At 71.0% G+C, this 15,820-nt stretch carries 10 protein-coding genes and 1 pseudogene; 7 read left to right on the forward strand and 4 right to left on the reverse strand.

All coding sequences use genetic code 11. The annotated features are described in order from the left end of the window. Window positions 1-28: 28 nt before the first annotated feature. Window positions 29-2,398 (reverse strand): glycoside hydrolase domain-containing protein, encoded by a 2,370-nt coding sequence (locus tag BG418_RS24770; RefSeq protein ID WP_188276181.1) that lies wholly within the window; start codon window positions 2,396-2,398, stop codon window positions 29-31. A 292-nt stretch (window positions 2,399-2,690) separates the two neighbouring features. Between BG418_RS24770 and BG418_RS24775 the strand changes: the two genes are divergently transcribed. Then, window positions 2,691-3,080: a hypothetical protein gene (locus BG418_RS24775; RefSeq protein ID WP_188276182.1), complete on the forward strand. Its 390-nt coding sequence runs from the start codon at window positions 2,691-2,693 to the stop codon at window positions 3,078-3,080. 86 nt (window positions 3,081-3,166) lie between these two features. Here BG418_RS24775 and BG418_RS24780 read toward each other — a convergent pair whose 3' ends face one another. Continuing rightward, entirely contained in the window at window positions 3,167-5,182 is a 2,016-nt protein-coding gene (locus BG418_RS24780) for a thioredoxin domain-containing protein (protein ID WP_188276183.1), read from the reverse strand. Window positions 5,183-5,307: 125 nt separating this feature from the next. Here BG418_RS24780 and BG418_RS24785 point away from each other — a divergent pair. The 4 genes and pseudogenes from BG418_RS24785 to BG418_RS24800 all read left to right on the forward strand — a co-directional run bounded on the left by BG418_RS24785 (window position 5,308) and on the right by BG418_RS24800 (window position 13,287). After that, a pseudogene (locus BG418_RS24785) lies at window positions 5,308-8,526 on the forward strand (tetratricopeptide repeat protein). A gap of 83 nt (window positions 8,527-8,609) precedes the next feature. Continuing rightward, a complete protein-coding gene (locus BG418_RS24790) occupies window positions 8,610-11,033 on the forward strand; it encodes a hypothetical protein (protein WP_223185351.1) in 2,424 nt (807 codons plus the stop codon). 5 nt (window positions 11,034-11,038) lie between these two features. Continuing rightward, a complete protein-coding gene (locus BG418_RS24795; RefSeq protein WP_188276185.1) occupies window positions 11,039-12,328 on the forward strand; it encodes a CHAT domain-containing protein in 1,290 nt (429 codons plus the stop codon). After that, window positions 12,325-13,287 (forward strand): alpha/beta hydrolase, encoded by a 963-nt coding sequence (locus BG418_RS24800; RefSeq protein ID WP_188276186.1) that lies wholly within the window; start codon window positions 12,325-12,327, stop codon window positions 13,285-13,287. Before BG418_RS24795 ends, BG418_RS24800 begins: the two co-directional genes overlap by 4 nt. Window positions 13,288-13,310: 23 nt before the next feature. On the opposite strand, the gene BG418_RS24805 is transcribed toward BG418_RS24800, so the two are convergent. Then, complete coding sequence (locus BG418_RS24805) at window positions 13,311-13,556, reverse strand: hypothetical protein (protein ID WP_188276187.1); 246 nt, start codon at window positions 13,554-13,556, stop codon at window positions 13,311-13,313. Then, window positions 13,549-14,430, reverse strand: a complete 882-nt coding sequence (gene mca / locus BG418_RS24810) for a mycothiol conjugate amidase Mca (protein WP_188276188.1) — start codon at window positions 14,428-14,430, stop codon at window positions 13,549-13,551. Before mca ends, BG418_RS24805 begins: the two co-directional genes overlap by 8 nt. 127 nt (window positions 14,431-14,557) lie before the next feature. On the opposite strand from mca, the gene BG418_RS24815 reads away from it, so the two are divergent. Together BG418_RS24815 and greA are read left to right on the forward strand one after the other, a co-directional pair. Then, the gene (locus BG418_RS24815) at window positions 14,558-14,959 is read left to right on the forward strand and encodes a DUF4307 domain-containing protein (RefSeq protein ID WP_188276189.1); all 402 of its coding nucleotides are present in this window, start codon (window positions 14,558-14,560) and stop codon (window positions 14,957-14,959) included. A gap of 246 nt (window positions 14,960-15,205) precedes the next feature. Next, the gene (gene greA, locus BG418_RS24820) at window positions 15,206-15,703 is read left to right on the forward strand and encodes a transcription elongation factor GreA (RefSeq protein ID WP_188276190.1); all 498 of its coding nucleotides are present in this window, start codon (window positions 15,206-15,208) and stop codon (window positions 15,701-15,703) included. Window positions 15,704-15,820 lie beyond the last annotated feature (117 nt).

Raw genomic sequence — 15,820 nt, forward strand, 5'->3', positions numbered from 1 at the left:
CCGCAAAGAGACCGCACCCCAAAACGGGCTACAGCCCCCTCGCGTTCGCTTCCTGCATGACGCGGTCGTGGAGCTCGTCGGCGAAGGCCTGGCAGAACTCCTTCAGCTGCGCCTCCGGAAGATCGAGGGGCATCGTGGCGTGGGGTGCGATCTGCGTGATGAGGTACCAGCGACCGGCCGAGATGACCGGGTCACTGAACATCGTGAGCATGCCCTTGGCCATGGCCGCGACATTGTCCACGCTGCCGCCGAACCGCATCTCGAAGAAGTCCCGGAAGCGGGTCAGGGCGCCCATGTCGCGCTCGCCCTTGCCGTAGTGCTCGCGCGCCACGTCCAGGAACTGCCCGCCCTGCTCCACCCGCCGGGCGATCAGATAGCCGTCCGCGTCCTCGATGAGGTCGTCCAGCGGGAACGTGGACTGCACGCCGATCTTCGCGAACTTCGCGTGGACGTAGGACCCGGCGGACGGGTAGGCCTTGATGTCGCGCTGCCACTCGCCGTAGAGCGTCATGAGGTCGCCGCCCCAGCCCGCGACGTCACCCGCGCCGACCTGGCGGATGTTGCTGCTCGACTGGGGCTTGACGTAGTGGCCGTTGGCCGTGGCCAGCAGGTGCTCGGCACCCACCGTGACCCCGGTGACCGGGTCCTTGAACCCGTCGAAGACGTGGGCGCCGTGGCTGTCGGCGAACTTGATGAAGTCGTCGTCGGGAGAGCCGATCAGCGTCCCCCACTGGAAACCGCCGTACGCCTTGTGCCGGGCGTACTCCATGGTGAGCCGGTTCGGGTCACCCGCCTTGGTGTTCGTGTACTGCACCGCCAGCGGGAAGACGACTTCGAGGTACTTGATGAAGTCGTCGGCCGGGTTCACGGTCTTGCGGACCGAGTCCTGCCCCTCGTCGCTGTTCTGGCGGTGCGCGTCGTTGTCGAGGTCGAACGTGTCACCGCCGGAGCTGAACCTGAACTCCTTGATCTGGTTGAACGCCCAGTTCGGCGGCAGCGGGAAGCCGAGGTTGCCGGAGAAGCCCCAGGACATGCCGGACACGAAGGAGTACGCGGCGTCCGCGTGCTGGCTGACCTGCGTGCAGACGTTGCGCGAGCCGTAGACGCCGTGGACGTAGTACGCGCCCTTGTTGGCGAGGCCCGCCTTGATCCCCTGGAAGTAGGGGACGATGTTGGAGGTGATCTCGTCCGCCGTCGCGTCGTAGTCGACCGCGAAGTAGATGACCGTGCCCCGGTTGAAGCCGTACTGCTCCGCGTGCGAGTGGGCGTTCAGCGCGTGGTTGAAGCCCTGCTCGTACGTGAAGTCGACCAGGCGCCGGGCGTTGTCCTGGTAGATCGGGAAGACGCGCAGACCGGCGGCGAAGATGTCGTCGAGCTCGCCGTCCTTGATGTTCTTGTCGAGCGTGCTGCCCGGCGGGTCGAACAGGTAGCGGCCGACATAGCGGTAGCCCGCCTTGTACAGGGCGTCCGCTCGCGGGCGGGTGATCCGGAATCGGGTGTCGCACCCCAGGGTGGAGCGGTCCGGGTCACCGGTGGAGACCAGCAGCTGCGCCCAGGTGCGGAAGTCGCCCCGGCCGTCCCGGGTGTCCAGCTCCGAGAACTCCTGGAAGATCTTGACGAACTCCGTGAGCTTGGAGTCGAAGGTGCTCCGGAACGTGGTGGCGACGTTGGAGGTGCCCTTGACGACCGGGGAGTTGAAGACGCACGCGGCGGAGAAGAGCTGGACGAAGATGCCCGTGTCGCCCTGCTTCACCACGTGGTTCTTCAGACCCGCCTGGGTGCCGGGACCGAACGCGCCGGTCGCCTGCTCGTCGGGTATGCCGAGCTCGTACTGGATCGCCTTCATCAGCGACTTCTGCACATCGCGCGAGTAGACGCCGTCGGCGGGGCCGATGAAGAACGACGACCGGCCGACGTAGCGGCTGTTGAGCCAGCGCTGGACCTCGCGGACGGTGTCGGTGCCGCCCGTGACCGAGACGTAGGCGTCCATGCTCAGGAGCGCCTTGAAGACCTTCGGCGAGACGAGGCCGTTCGAGGCGTCGACACCGGCGTCGTTCTTGAGGTTGCGCACCGACTTGTCGGTGGCGGCGCCGTACGAGCCGGTGCCGTCGCCGCCCCAGTAGCCCTTGCAGAACAGGGCGTGCTCGACGATCTTCTTGATGTTGGTGTTCGACTCGTTCGGGCCGATGTCGCCGCGCTTGGCCAGCTCGGAGAGCGTGCCCGGGCCGAAGCTCGCCATCAGCGGGCCCATCGCCAGCTCCGACTGGAGCGCCATGGTCAGCGAGAACATCGTCGACCAGCCGGTGTGCCCGTCTTCGGGGCACTTCACATAGCCGGGAACGTTCACGTAGGTGGCGTTGACCCATCTCTGGGCAGCAAGGACCTTGTCGTCCGCCATGTTTCTCTTTCTGATGAGCGGGGCTCGGGACTCGGGGGTGCGTGAATCCTGATGGCGGAAGGCATGCCGGCTTACGGGCGCGGCTCAACTGCCCATGCGGGCAGGGTGGTCACAGCGGCGCGCGTGGGCAGAATTCCCCGCATCACCTCGGCGTCGGCTTCCCCCGTCGACTGCCGATGGTGCGGTGATCATAGCCGACGGAAACGCACCACTCGGCATGTACAAGCCACGCTCTGACCTGTCGTAATATCTCCCCCTGCAAGTGATCATTTACGATCTAGGGGGACAACTCATGGGTATGGGCAAGAAGTTCGCCGTAGCCACGGCGACCGGCGTGATGACCGTCGCGGGCCTCGCCGCCACGGGCGGGACCGCGTTCGCCGGTACCGACGGACAGCAGATCGTCATCGACGACCAGACCCGCCGGGTCGAGTCGATCAAGATCCAGGGCAACGACCAGCACGGCGCGCCCGCCACCGCGTGCCTGGTCACGTCGGGTTACGAGACCCGGATGCCCGGCTGGTGGTGGCGTGACTACATGCACTTCAGCAAGTGGACCGACAAGACCTGCGGCAAGAGCGGCGGCAGCTGGCTGGGCTCGCAGGACGAGATGGTCCCGGCGTGGATGGCGCCGGACCGGGGTGACTGGTACTACATCGGCATCTTCAAGAACGACAACTAGTCGAGCTGTTCGGTTCCCCGCACCCCTGAAGGGGCGCGGGGAACTGCGCGACCAGCCACGCACGGTCCGCAGCCGAAAACCCGCCCTTAACGCAGCGCGTCCCGCAACGCCTCAACCCCCGTAACCGGCGCATCGCACGTGAAGTGCCGGCACACATACGCCGCCGCCTCACCGTTGACCAGCGGGCGATCGGCGAGCAGGGGGAACTCGGACGCGTCCTTGGGCAGCCCCACCGCCACCACCGCGCCCGGGGCGTTGCCGAGCAGCGCGGCCCGGTGCAGCTCGCCCCCGGGCGGGCCCACCACGGCGACCTCGCGGGGGCCGTCGAGCAGGGCCTCGGCGGTCGCCAGACCCCAGCCGATGAACCGCGGGGCGCGCGGCCCCAGCGCCTTCACCACCCCCAACGCGCCCTCGGCGGCGGCGCGATGGGCCGACGAGCCGGTGTGCGCCGCGTACGAGAGCAGGGCGGAGGCCGCCGCCGTCCAGCCGGACGGGGTCGCGCTGTCCGTCGGGTCCTGCGGCCGCCGGATCAGCGGCTCCGCGTCGTGCGCCGTGTCGTACAGCGCCCCGCCGTCGCCCCTGAACTGGTCCAGGACGATGTCCAGCAGGAAGCCCGAGAACTCCAGCCAGGCACCCTCGCCGGTCACCCCGGCCAGCGCCAGGAAGCCCTCGGCGACGTCCGCGTAGTCCTCCAGGACGCCTGCGTTCGCGCCGACCTTGCCGTCCTTGGACGTACGGGCCAGACGCGCGCGGCCACCCGACACGTCGAAGTGCACCCGCACCAGCAGGTCCGCCGCCTCGGTGGCGCGCTCCACCAGGTCCGGCCGGTCGAAGTAGGCGCCCGTCTCGGCGAGCGCGGCAATCGCCAGACCGTTCCAGGCCGCGACCACCTTGTCGTCCCGGCCCGGGCGGGGCCGCGCCTCGCGGGCCGCGAAGAGCCGGTCGCGTACACCCGCCTCCAACAGGCCGCCGTCCTGCGGGAGTTGGAGGACCGAGGCGCCCTCCTCGAAGGTGCCCTCCTCGGTCACGCCGTAGTGGCGCGCGGCCGCCTCGCCCTCGCGCTCGCCGAGGACTTCGGCCAGCTGCGCGGGCGTCCACACATAGAACGCGCCCTCCACATGCCGCCCGCTGCCGTCGTCGCTGTCCGCGTCGAGGGCCGAGGCGTAGCCGCCCTCGGCGGTGCGCAGCTCGCGGACCATGAAGTCGGCGGTCTCCAGGGCGACCCGGCGGGCGAGGTCCGAGCCGGTGGCGCGCCACAGGTGCGCGTACACCCGGCACAGCAGCGCGTTGTCGTACAGCATCTTCTCGAAGTGCGGGACCACCCACTCGCGGTCCACCGAGTAGCGCGCGAAACCGCCGCCGAGCTGGTCGTAGATACCGCCGCGCGCCATCCGCTCACAGGTGTCGGCGGCCATCTGGAGCGCGCCCTCCGCACCCGTACGGGCATGGTGGCGCAGCAGGAACTCCAAGGTCATCGACGGCGGGAACTTGGGCGCGCCGCCGAAGCCGCCGTGCCGCTCGTCGTAGTCGCGGGTGAGCCCGAGCAGCGCGCCCGCCAGCTCCTCCTCACCGGGCACCCCGGCGTCCCCGCCGTAGCTCAGCTCGCGCTCGGACAGATCCCGTACGACCCTCACCGCGACCTCGCCGACCTCCTCGCGCCGGTCGGTCCAGGCAGCGTTCACCCCTTCCAGGACCTGCCGGAACGACGGCATGCCGTGGCGGGGGTCGGGCGGGAAGTAGGTGCCGAAGTAGAACGGTTCGGCGTCCGCCGTCAAAAAGACGGTCATCGGCCAGCCGCCCTGGCCGGTCGCCGCCTGCACCGCCTCCATGTAGACGGCGTCGACGTCCGGGCGCTCCTCCCGGTCGACCTTCACGTTCACGAAGTTCTCGTTGAGATACGCGGCCGTCGCCTCGTCCTCGAACGACTCATGGGCCATCACATGGCACCAGTGGCAGCTGCTGTACCCGACGCTGAGCAGCACCGGGACCCCGCGCTCGCGCGCCTTCGCGAACGCCTCGGGCGACCAGGGCCACCAGTCGACGGGGTTCTCGGCGTGCTGGAGCAGATACGGGGACGTCTCATGGGCCAGGCGGTTCGGCATGGGCCCATACTCCCCCACCCGGGGAATGATCCGCCGACTCCCTCGCGCCGACGCGCGGCAGGCAGGACACTTGAGCCGCGACACGGACTCGACCAGCACCAGATCGCTCCTGGAGGGGGACCCATATGCGGGACGGCCATCGGGCGGAGGCCGAGCGGCTGTTGGTACGCGCCGTCGAGGAGGAAGTACGGCGCTCCGGCGGCAGAGCGGACGCCAACGCGCTCCTGACACGGGGGCGGGCCGCGCTCGACGCGCTGGCGGAGAGCGCCGCCGAGGAGTACGCCGCGTACACCTCGGCGCTGGACGAAGGCGCGGCCGGGCAGCTGACGCTCGGCGCGCGGTTCGCGAAGGAGAAGGCGGGAACGGCCTTCTGGGTGACCGGGGTCGCGGCCGTCGCCGCGGGCCTCGCCGACACGGGGCTCGGCACGGGCGCGGGACCCGCCGCGGGCGCTGCGGCCGCCGTCGCCGTCGCCGGGGCCGCGACCACCGTCGTACGGGTGACCGCAGCGCACTGGCCTGCCGCGCACCGCCGCGCAGGCGAGCTCGGCCGCCCCGGCGGCGCCGAACAGTTGCGCCTCCAGTGGCTGACGGCCCTGGACGTCCGGGGCATCCGGCCGTTCCTGGACCAGCAGCGGATGGTGACGCCGACGACCCGTACGAGCAAGAAGACGGCCACGTCCGTACCGACGCAGCTGCGTGGCACGGACAAGAGCGCGGCGGCGAGGCGGCGCTCGGTCCTGGAGCAGTCGTTCGCCCATCTCCCCGAGCCGCAGGGGCCGTTCGCGGGCCGCCGCGCGGAGATCACCCGGATCGCCCAGTGGGTGCACTCGGCGCGCGCCGCGACCGAGACCCGGCCGGTGGTCGTGGTGCTGCACGGCCCGGCGGGCGCGGGCCGCACCACGCTCGCCGTACGGGCCACGCATGAGCTGAGGGACCAGTTCCGGGGCGCGTGCCTGGTCGATCTGCGCGGCGGCGGGGGCGGCGAGGCACCGCTGCCCACCCGGGACGCGCTGCTGCATCTGCTCAACCGCCTGGGCGCACCCCGCGAACAGCTGCTGTTCCGCGAGCGTTCCTCGGCCGACCAGCAGGTACGCCGACTGGCCGAGCTCTACCACCAGCATCTGACGGGCCTGCCGGTCACGGTCGTCCTGGACGACGCCTCGGACGCCGAGCAGGTGCGCACGCTGGTGCCCGAGCGGTCCGACAGTTTGGTCCTGGTGACCGCCGCCGGGCCCCTTGAGCTGCCCGCCGACTTCCCCGCCTGGGTGCACCAGCTGCCCGTCGAGCCGCTGGACGAGGCGGGCGCCGAGGAGCTGCTGCGGGAGGCGACCCAGGACGAGCCCAAGGAGCCGTACGACGCCGAAGCCGCCCTGCTCGTACGGGAGTTGTGCGGCGGACTGCCGCTCGCGCTGCGCATCGCGGGCTCCTCGCTCGGCCCCCGGGACGCGCGGGCGCTCGCCGCCGACCTCGGGGCGTACGGGCCGGTGGCGCCCGTCGAGCGCGCGCTGTAGCTGCGCTACACCGACCAGAGCGAGTCCGCCCGCAAGCTGCTGCGGCGGCTCGCGCTGGCGGGCCGGGCCTCGCTGGGCGCGGCTGCGGCAGCAGCGCTGCTGGCCACGAGCGAGGCGGAGGCGGGCCAGCTCCTGTCCGCGCTCGCGGAGACGGGCCTGATCGACCGCGTCCGCGCCGACCGCTTCCGCCTCCACGACACCGTACGGGCGTTCGCGCAGGCCAGGCTGCTGGACGAGGAGGAGCCCGCCGAGCGCACGGCCGCGCAGGAACGGCTGATCCAGAACTACGCGGAGCTCGCCGACGCGGTGATCCGTATGGTCGACGGCAAACTCTCCACCCGCGCCGGGCAGTTCGGCAGCCACGGCTTCACCTCGCTGGACGCGGCGCTGCGCTGGCTCGACGACGAGTCGAGCTTCATCACGGCCGCGCTGCGCGGGGTGGAGGGCGTCGACCAGCAGGCGGTGCTCAACCTCCTGGGCGCGCTCTGCGACTACTGCCTGCTGCGCGGCGACCTCTACCGCCTGGGCGAGATCAGCGAACTGTCGCAGGCCGTCGACCAGGGACTGCTCGAACGCTCGGTGCGCTGGCGCACCGGCATCGCGGCCCGCCAGCTGGGCGAGCTCGACAAGGCCCGTACGACCCTGTCGTCCGTCGTCGGCCTTTACCGCGAGGCGCAGAACGACGCGGGCGCGGCGCTCGCGCTCTGCTCGCTCGGCATCACCCTGCACCACCAGGGCAACCTCACCGAGGCGGCCGCGAAGCTGCGCGAGGCGATCGCCCTCCAGTCCGCGCCCGAGCAGGACGAGGACCGGGCGTGGTCGCTGCACGCGCTCGCGGCCGTCGAGCGCGACCGCGCCGACCTCGCCCAGGCGCTGACTCTCCTCGACACCGCGCTCGCCCTGCACCGCGAGGGCGAGTCGCTGCACGGCGAGGCCTGGTCCCACTTCCAGCTGGGCCAGGTGTGTCTGCGGATGGGCGATGTGCCGCGCGCGGAGGACGAGTTGCGCACGGCGCTCGACCTGTACGGGCGCACCCGCGACGGCCGCGGCGTGGCCTGGGCGCTCACTCAGCTGGCCCGCGCCCGCCTCGTCGACGGCGACCCGTCGGTGGCCGTCGACCAGCTGCGCCAGGCGCTCTCGCGCCACCGCGAACAGGAGGACGCGCGCGGCGAGGCGTGGACGCTGTACTACCTGGGCCAGGCCCTGGAAGAGCGCGGCGACCGCGACCAGGCGGTCCGCGAACTGGAGCGCGCCCGCACGATGTTCTCCCGCATGCGGGACGTGTACGGCCTCGCCTGCGCCCGCCACCACTCCGGCCGCGTGACGAGGGACCAGCGCGCCGCCCAGACGGGCAACCTGCGCAACTCCGGCTTCGCCCGCCAGCTCCTGGTCGACGCCCGCGCCGACTTCCACCGCATCGGCGTGGCCCACGGCGAAGCCTGGACGTGCCTCGAACTCGCCCTGATCGACGCGGGCAACAACCGCGCCCCGCAGGCACTTTCCCTGTGCGACGAGGCGGTGGAGCTCTTCGCCTCCTACGGCGACCTACGAGGCGGCGACTGGGCCCGCTTCCTGCGCTGCACCCTCCTCCCGTACGCCTCGGCGGGCGGCTCGGAGATCGGCGCGGCGGTCGCCCAGGAGGAACTCTCCCAACTGATCCGCGCCCGCCACGCCACCCGCGACAGCAAACTGGAGGACTGCGCGGAGGCGTACGCCCTGATGCTGGAGCGCGGCATCGAGCTGGAGGACGGCTGGCAGGCGTGGCTCCTCGGCATGGTCCCGACACGACACTCCCGGGAGGTCATGGGGGTGCCGGTGGGGGCGGCGCGGTGAGCCGGGGACCGCGCCCGCTGCCGCCGGATCCTGTGCCGTTTTCGGGGCGGGAGGGGGAGGTTGGGGAGTTACGGGAGGTCGTGGTGCAGGGCGCGGGTGCCTCCGCCCCGGTCCCGCGTGCGCTGGTTCTGTGCGGTGCGGCGGGCGTGGGGAAGTCGGCGCTGGCCGTGCGGGTGGCGCGGGAGGCGGCGGAGGAGCTGGGGGTGCCGGCTTGTTGGGTGCCGGTGGGGGGGCTCGTGCCGGAGGCCGAGGTGGTACGGCTGCGGCTTACGAGTCTGTTCGGCGGAGCCGCCGTACTCGTATTGGATGACGTTCCGTCGCGGGAGTGGGGCGCGGAGTTCCTGAGCCTCCTCCACCCCGGCATCCCGGTCACCGTCGTGATCACCACGCGGGACGAGAGCTGGTGGGAGGGGCACGAGCGGCCCCACCGCCACGCTGTGGGCTTTGTGAAGGCCGGCTCCGAGGCCGGGACAGAGAGGACACGGCGGCTGAACGAACTGCCAATAGGGGCCCGGGCACTTCTCGACGTACTACGGATGTATCCAGCACCCGAGTTCAGCCTCAAGACCGCCCGCGAGTTGATGCCCCACGCCGTCCTCGCACGGAACAGTGACGCCGACGAGGCCGTCGCGGAACTGGTCCGCGCGGGGCTCGTCGAGCCGGTGCGGGAGGGGTTGCACGTCCTACACTCGGTCGTACGGGACCGGCCTCCGAACGAGGGACAGCTCTCGGGGCCAGGCAGGGCCACGCTCGACACCGCCTACCGAGCCATGAACCAACGCCTGCTGTCCCTGCCCGCCGGTTCCCTCGACGAGTACGTCAATGCGGCCGTCCGGTCCCCACTCGCCCGCCGCCTGCTGCTGGAGCGGCTGAGCCGTCTGCTGGTGATGCGCGGTGAGCACCATGAACTGGCGGCCCTGGCCCACGCGGCCAGGGGAGAACCCGTCGTACTGGAGGACCTGCGCGTTCCGCTGGCGGTGTCCGCCCGCGACACGGGCGATCCCCTGGCGGCACTCGACCGGCTCGGCGAAGACTCGGACCCGGAATCCCTCGTCGTGCAGGCGGTGACCCTGCGCCAGCTCGGACAACTGGAACTCGCCGTCGCACGACTGGACTTGATGGATTCAGCCGATACCAGCCGAGCGATGCAATACCAGAGGGCGGCTCTCACCGCCCGGGGAGCTGTCCTGATCGACCTGGGCCGGGCCGACGAGGCCGACGCCGCCCTGCGCATGGCCCGGACCGCCCACATCATGGCGAACGACCACCACGGGGCGGCCTGGAACGACCTGCACGCGGCACGGTTGCACCTGCTGCGCGGCGACGCGGCCCGATGCGTCATGGTGCTGGGTTCGGTGTCCCGGACCTTCTCGAAGGTGGACGACGCACGCGGGCGCGCCTGGGTCGCCACGCTGCAGTTGCGGGCGAACCACCTGAGCGACGAGAGGGCGACGCTGCTCCGGCATCAGTGGGACGAGGCTATCGCGCTGCATCGGGCCGCAGGGGATGCACGGGGCGTGGCATGGACGCAGTACTGGTTGGCGCTGGTGTTCGCCGACCGCGCCAACATGCATCGGGCCAAGCTGATCCTGACCACGGCACGGCTCGGCTTCCGGCACGTGAAGGACTCCCTGGGCGAGGCGTGGGCCGAGCACCACCTGGGCGTACTCACCCGCGACCCCGAACAGGCGGTGGCCCATCTGACCGCGGCTGCCCGGCTGTTCAGCGAATGCCCTTGCCCGCACGGTGCCGCCTGGACAGAGCTGGAGCTGGCGTTGTGGGCGCAAGAGGGCCATCTCGATCGCTACACGGAAGACGGACTCACCCTTGTGCGCACGGCCCAACGGTATTTCGAAGAGATCGGCGACCGGAGCGGATGGCTATGGGCCGAGTACATCGGGTATCCACCGCCTGAGGGGTCGGGCCCGGCCGCACTGAGAGCGCTGTGCGATGCGAAGTACCCGGCCCACCTCACGGCCCGCACGAGGCTCGCCGCCCACGAGGGGCGCGGCCCCGGGCAACCGCGTGCCCCGCGCCCTCTCCCCCGTATCGCCCGCGACACCGTCACCTCCGGCACATGGGACCGGCCCGTCACCCTGCTGAAGCGTCTGCCCCCCGCCCCCACCCACTGCCAAGTCCGCCTAACACTCCTCGACGACACCCAACCCCACCGCATCCGCCTAACCCTCACCCCCGGCCCCGCCCACCCCTGGTCCACCGAAGCCACAGACACCGACACCCCCTGGCTGCAAGCCACCGCAACCCCCCTCACCCCCGCCACCCTCGACCCCCCGACCGCACTCGTCCGGCCGTCCAGGAACCCCGCCCACCAGGCCGAGTTCACCTTCACCCCGCACTGCGCGGGCACCCACCGCGTCCGGTTCACGATCACCGACGAGCGCACCGGAACCGTCCTCCAGCGGGTCGAGACGGAGATGGACATCCCGGAGGCGCTGCAGAACGACAACGTCAGCGCGCCGCACCCCGAACACGTCCGGGGGGTCTGAGCACGATGCCGAAAGACCTCCCCGTCCGCGTCGTCGACGACCCCAGCGACGGCTTCACCCGCCTCCCGGGCCTCCATGTCACCGGCCCCGACGTCGTGTTCAGCCTCGACCTGGGCGGCGACCGGCTGCTGGCCCGGATGTACGGGCCGCGCGTGCCCACGCTCAAGGGGTGCGAGCACAAGGCCGAGCTCGCTGCCCGGCCGGACGCCGTACGGGCGGCGGCCCGGCTCTGCTCGAAGTGGAACGAACTGCTCGTACGGCACCGGCCGTTGGGGCCGGACGGCATGCCTGAACCCGGGCGCCCGGAGTTCCCGTACACCGAACTCACCGATCTCACCGGCCAGCCGCCGGGCGAGCTCGACGCGATCGTCGACGAGCTCGCGCACATCGGCATGGACCTGCTCTTCGGCGTACTGCTCCACGGCGGCAGCCGCGAAGTCGACGTCTTCCGGGGCTATCTCGTCGACACGCTCGCCCAGCAGGACCTCCGCATCCGGTTCGACTCGGATCTCTTCATCCCCTGGTCGATGCTGGCCATGCCAAAGGAGCACGCCAAAGCGCCTCTGCACCGCTTCCTCGGCCACCGGCACCAGATCGAGCAGACCGGGCTCTCCTACCCCTGGCCGGACGAGTACCCGGCCGCGCCCTGCACGCCCGTCGTCAGCCTCAACCACGACACCGCCATCGACCGCCGCCGACTCACCCGCGCCGCCGACGTCGCCGCCGCGCTCGCGCGGGACACCAAGCTCGTCGAGCGCACCACCCGCCGGGAGCTGATGGCCGCGCTCGACGACCGCGATCTCGACGACCAGTTGATGTACTTCTGGTGCCACGGTCACTTCGCGTACGACGGGGGTCAACCGCCTTATCTGGTCCTCAAGTTGAGCGACGACGTCGCCATCGACGCGCAGCTCGTACGAGAGCGGCGGCGGGCGTTCGGCCCCGACAGCCCGTTCCGGCCGTTCGTGCTGCTCAACGCCTGCCACGCGGGCGCGTCCGACGCCGAGGAGGACCACGCCGACCTCGGCCGCGCCCTCATCAGGAGCGGGGCGCGCGGGGTGCTCGGCCCGCAGATCGCGATGCCGCAGGCGTTCGCCGCCGAGTACGCGCTGGAGTTCGTCACCCGCTATCTTCGCGGCGGGCGGACCGCCGGCGAGATCGCCCACGCCCTGGCCCGCCACTTCGCGGACACCTGCCGCAATCCGCTCGGCTTCGCGTACGCCCTGCGCTGCGGCATGGACAGCCGTCTGGAGCGCGCCGACGAACCCGTCGGGGAACAGGAAGCCACCGTATGAACGTCGTCGATCTCGACGAGAGCGGGCGCGTGCTCGACGCCGGGCACCCCGTCCCCGTACACCGTCTCGACGACCACTTCGCCGCCGAGCTGCGGCCGCCGCCGTACGCCACCGACATCGTCGTGTACGTCCACGGCTGGCGGACCGGGTCGGACGCGGCGCACGCGGCGGCCGAGCGCCTCCTCGCGCTCACCACCGAGCAGTACGCGCGCCACGGCGCCCTCTATCCGGCGCTCGGCGCCGACTTCGCGCCCTGGCCGGTGCTCGTGCGCTGGCCGTCGCACAGCAGTCCGTCCCTGCCGGGCTATCGGCGCATCCGCGACCGTGCGCACGTACTGAGCAGGGGCGACGGGCACGCGGGCCGGGTGATCGGGCAGCTGCTCGGCTATCTCGACGCGCGCCGAGCCGACCCGGCCGCCGGGGGTGTGCTCGCCAACCGGGACGGGCAGTTCCTGCATCTGGTGGGGCACTCGTTCGGCTGCCGGGTGCTGTGCGAGGCCGTGCAGTGGGCGGCGAGGGAGAGCGGCACGCTCGGCTGGAGCCGACCGGGGCCGCCCGGGCGGCCGTTCACGGTGGACAGCATGCTGCTGTTGCAGATGGCAGCGCCGCGCGACGCCTTCGAGGAGATCTTCACGGCGCTCGCCGAGGCGCCGCTGCGGGGGCCGGTCGTCGCCACGTACTCGCATCACGACCGGGCCACCGGCCTGTGGCACCGCCTCGCCGAGCAGCGCGCCGGGATCGGCGGCCAGGGCATCGGGACCGCGCCCGAGCCCGTATCGGCGATCCGGATGATGGCGCCGGACACGCCGTATCCCCGCCGCGCGCTCGACCACTGGTTCGTCAGTGTCGACGCGGGCGGGGTCTTCAGCGAGGGACGGGGCCCCGCGGGCGCGCACTCCGACCAGCTGCGGCCGGAGTCCGCGCACCTGCTGCTGTCCCTCGCCGACCACGCCCGCTGAGGCGCGGCCTCGGGTGACCTGCGTCAGGCCTTCTTCGGGGCACCGTTGCCCGAGGCGGCGGCCGGGGTCGGCTCCGCCGCCTCCGGCGGCTCCTCGAAGTCGACCTTGCGCATGTGGCGGTTCATCGACTTCATCAGCATCCACACGCCCACGGCGAGCGCCGCGAAGACGATGAAGCCGAGGACGCCGGGCGTCACCTTGTTGTCGTCGACCTCCTTGGCCAGAGGGACGAGATGTGTCAGTGCGAGGCTTGCGCTCATATCAGGCATTCTCGCGTACGCCCGCGAAGAGGTCGTCCTCGGGGAGGGAAGTGTCCACGAGCGACTTCGCCAGCTCGTACTCCTCCGTCGGCCAGACCTCCTTCTGGATCTCCATCGGGACCCGGAACCAGCCGCCGTCGGGGTCGATCTGCGTGGCGTGCGCGATCAGCGCCTTGTCGCGGATCTCGAAGAACTCGGCGCACGGAACGTGCGTGGTCAGCGTGCGCTCGACCCGCTCGAACTCCTTCCAGCGCTCCAGCCACTCCGCGTACGGGGACTCCATGCCCCGGTCAAGGAGCGCGTGGTGCAGCGCCAGGGTGCGCGGCTTGTTGAAGCCCTGGTTGTAGTAGAGCTTCTGCGGCTGGTACGCCGGGCCGAACTCGGACTCCGGGAACTTCTCCGCGTCCGCCGCGCCCTCGAACGCCACCATCGAGATCTTGTGGGTCATGATGTGGTCGGGGTGCGGATAGCCGCCGTTCTCGTCGTACGTGGTGATCACCTGGGGACGGAACGAGCGGATCTGCTTCACCAGCTCGCCGGCCGCCTTGTCGACGTCCTCCAGCGCGAAGCAGCCCTCCGGCAGCGGCGGCAGCGGGTCGCCCTCGGGCAGCCCGGAGTCGACGAAGCCCAGCCACTCCTGCTTGACCCCGAGGATCTCGCGGGCCTCGTCCATCTCCTTCTTGCGCACCTCGTGGATGTGCTCCTCGATGTACTTGTCGCCCTGGAGCTTCGGATTGAGGATGGAGCCGCGCTCGCCGCCCGTGCAGGTCACCACCAGCACGTCCACCCCCTCGGACACGTACTTCGCCATGGTGGCCGCGCCCTTGCTCGACTCGTCGTCGGGGTGGGCGTGCACGGCCATCAGTCGCAGCTGCTCAGTCAAGACAAGATCCTCAGTGATTTCGGCGCCCTCTGTGTTGCCCTCTGTGATCCGGCGCGATGGGCGGCTTCTATAGTGACCGAATCGGGGGACGGAAAATTCCGGCACCCCCAGCAGCAGGAGGACGATCATGGCCGCGGCAAGCCAACCGCTCCCGGAGGGGCGCTACGGACGCACCGCGGACCAGCGTGCCGACCACAAGCTCAAGGTCATCGGCGCCGTGCTCGGCGCGGTCGCGCTCGGTGTGATCGGCTGGATCGGATACGACTATGTGTCCGGGAAGTCGGTTTCGGCCCAGGTCATCACGTTCCAGGTGGTCTCCGCCAAGGCCGTTGACGTGCATCTGGAAGTGCGCAAGGACAGCGGCGAGACCGGTGTCTGCACGCTGCGCGCCCTGGAGGCCGACGGCGACGAGGTCGGCCGCAAGGACGTCCGCTTCGAGCAGCACTCCGGCCGGATCGACCAGGTGATCAGGGTCCAGACGACGTCGCGGGCGACCGCGGTCGACCTGGTGGGCTGCAAGTCGGCCTGACCGGATCTTCCGCGGTTCGGCCCGCTCGGCCCCGCTCGACCCCGGCCGGTCAACCCGACCCGGTCGGCCCGGAGCGTCGACGCCCCCGCCCCGACGGCGCTGACCTGCGGCGACGATTCCCATACGGTTTCCGTCCTCCCCCTTCGGGCCCTGAATTGTTAGGCTCGTGGTTTCGCCCACCCGAGAGGGAACATCCTTCTGGGTAGGGCGATGCGCTTGTATTCCCAGTACCGACGAGGAGCACCTGTGACCCAGACCAGCGACAACGTCACCTGGCTGACCCAGGAGGCGTACAACCAGCTCAAGGCCGAGCTGGAGTACCTGTCTGGTCCCGCGCGCACGGAGATCGCCGTAAAGATCGCGGCGGCCCGTGAGGAGGGTGACCTCCGGGAGAACGGCGGGTACCACGCGGCCAAGGAGGAGCAGGGCAAGATGGAGCTCCGGGTCCGTCAGCTGACCCAGCTCCTTGAGCACGCCAAGGTCGGCGAGGCCCCCGCCGCCGACGGCGTGGTGGCCCCCGGCATGCTCGTCACGATCGCCTTCGACGGCGACGAGGACGACACCCTGGAGTTCCTGCTGGCCTCCCGTGAGTACGCGTCGACCGAGATCGAGACGTACTCCCCGCAGTCCCCGCTCGGCTCGGGCGTGAACGGCAAGAAGATCGGCGAGGACGCCCAGTACGAGCTCCCGAACGGCCGCAAGGCCTCGGTGAAGATCCTCGCGGCGACGCCGTACACGGGCTGAGCCCGCGTACGAGATCAGCAGATCCGTCCCACGAAGCCCCCGGCGGGATGCCGGGGGCTTCGTCATGTGCCGCGTTCCGGGGTCACCTAAGGGGCGCGGGGAACTGCGCGACCAGCC

The sequence above is a fragment of the Streptomyces sp. CBMA152 genome (genome assembly GCF_014596475.1).
Lineage (GTDB): Bacteria > Actinomycetota > Actinomycetes > Streptomycetales > Streptomycetaceae > Streptomyces.

Bases quoted from the DNA above. Each gene is read 5' to 3' on its own strand.
- BG418_RS24780 (WP_188276183.1), bottom strand. From the start codon at position 5,182: ATGCCGAACCGCCTGGCCCATGAGACGTCCCCGTATCTGCTCCAGCAC.
- BG418_RS24775 (WP_188276182.1), top strand. From the start codon at position 2,691: ATGGGTATGGGCAAGAAGTTCGCCGTAGCCACGGCGACCGGCGTGATG.
- BG418_RS24805 (WP_188276187.1), bottom strand. From the start codon at position 13,556: ATGCCTGATATGAGCGCAAGCCTCGCACTGACACATCTCGTCCCTCTG.
- BG418_RS24795 (WP_188276185.1), top strand. From the start codon at position 11,039: ATGCCGAAAGACCTCCCCGTCCGCGTCGTCGACGACCCCAGCGACGGC.
- BG418_RS24770 (WP_188276181.1), bottom strand. From the start codon at position 2,398: ATGGCGGACGACAAGGTCCTTGCTGCCCAGAGATGGGTCAACGCCACC.
- BG418_RS24815 (WP_188276189.1), top strand. From the start codon at position 14,558: ATGGCCGCGGCAAGCCAACCGCTCCCGGAGGGGCGCTACGGACGCACC.
- BG418_RS24800 (WP_188276186.1), top strand. From the start codon at position 12,325: ATGAACGTCGTCGATCTCGACGAGAGCGGGCGCGTGCTCGACGCCGGG.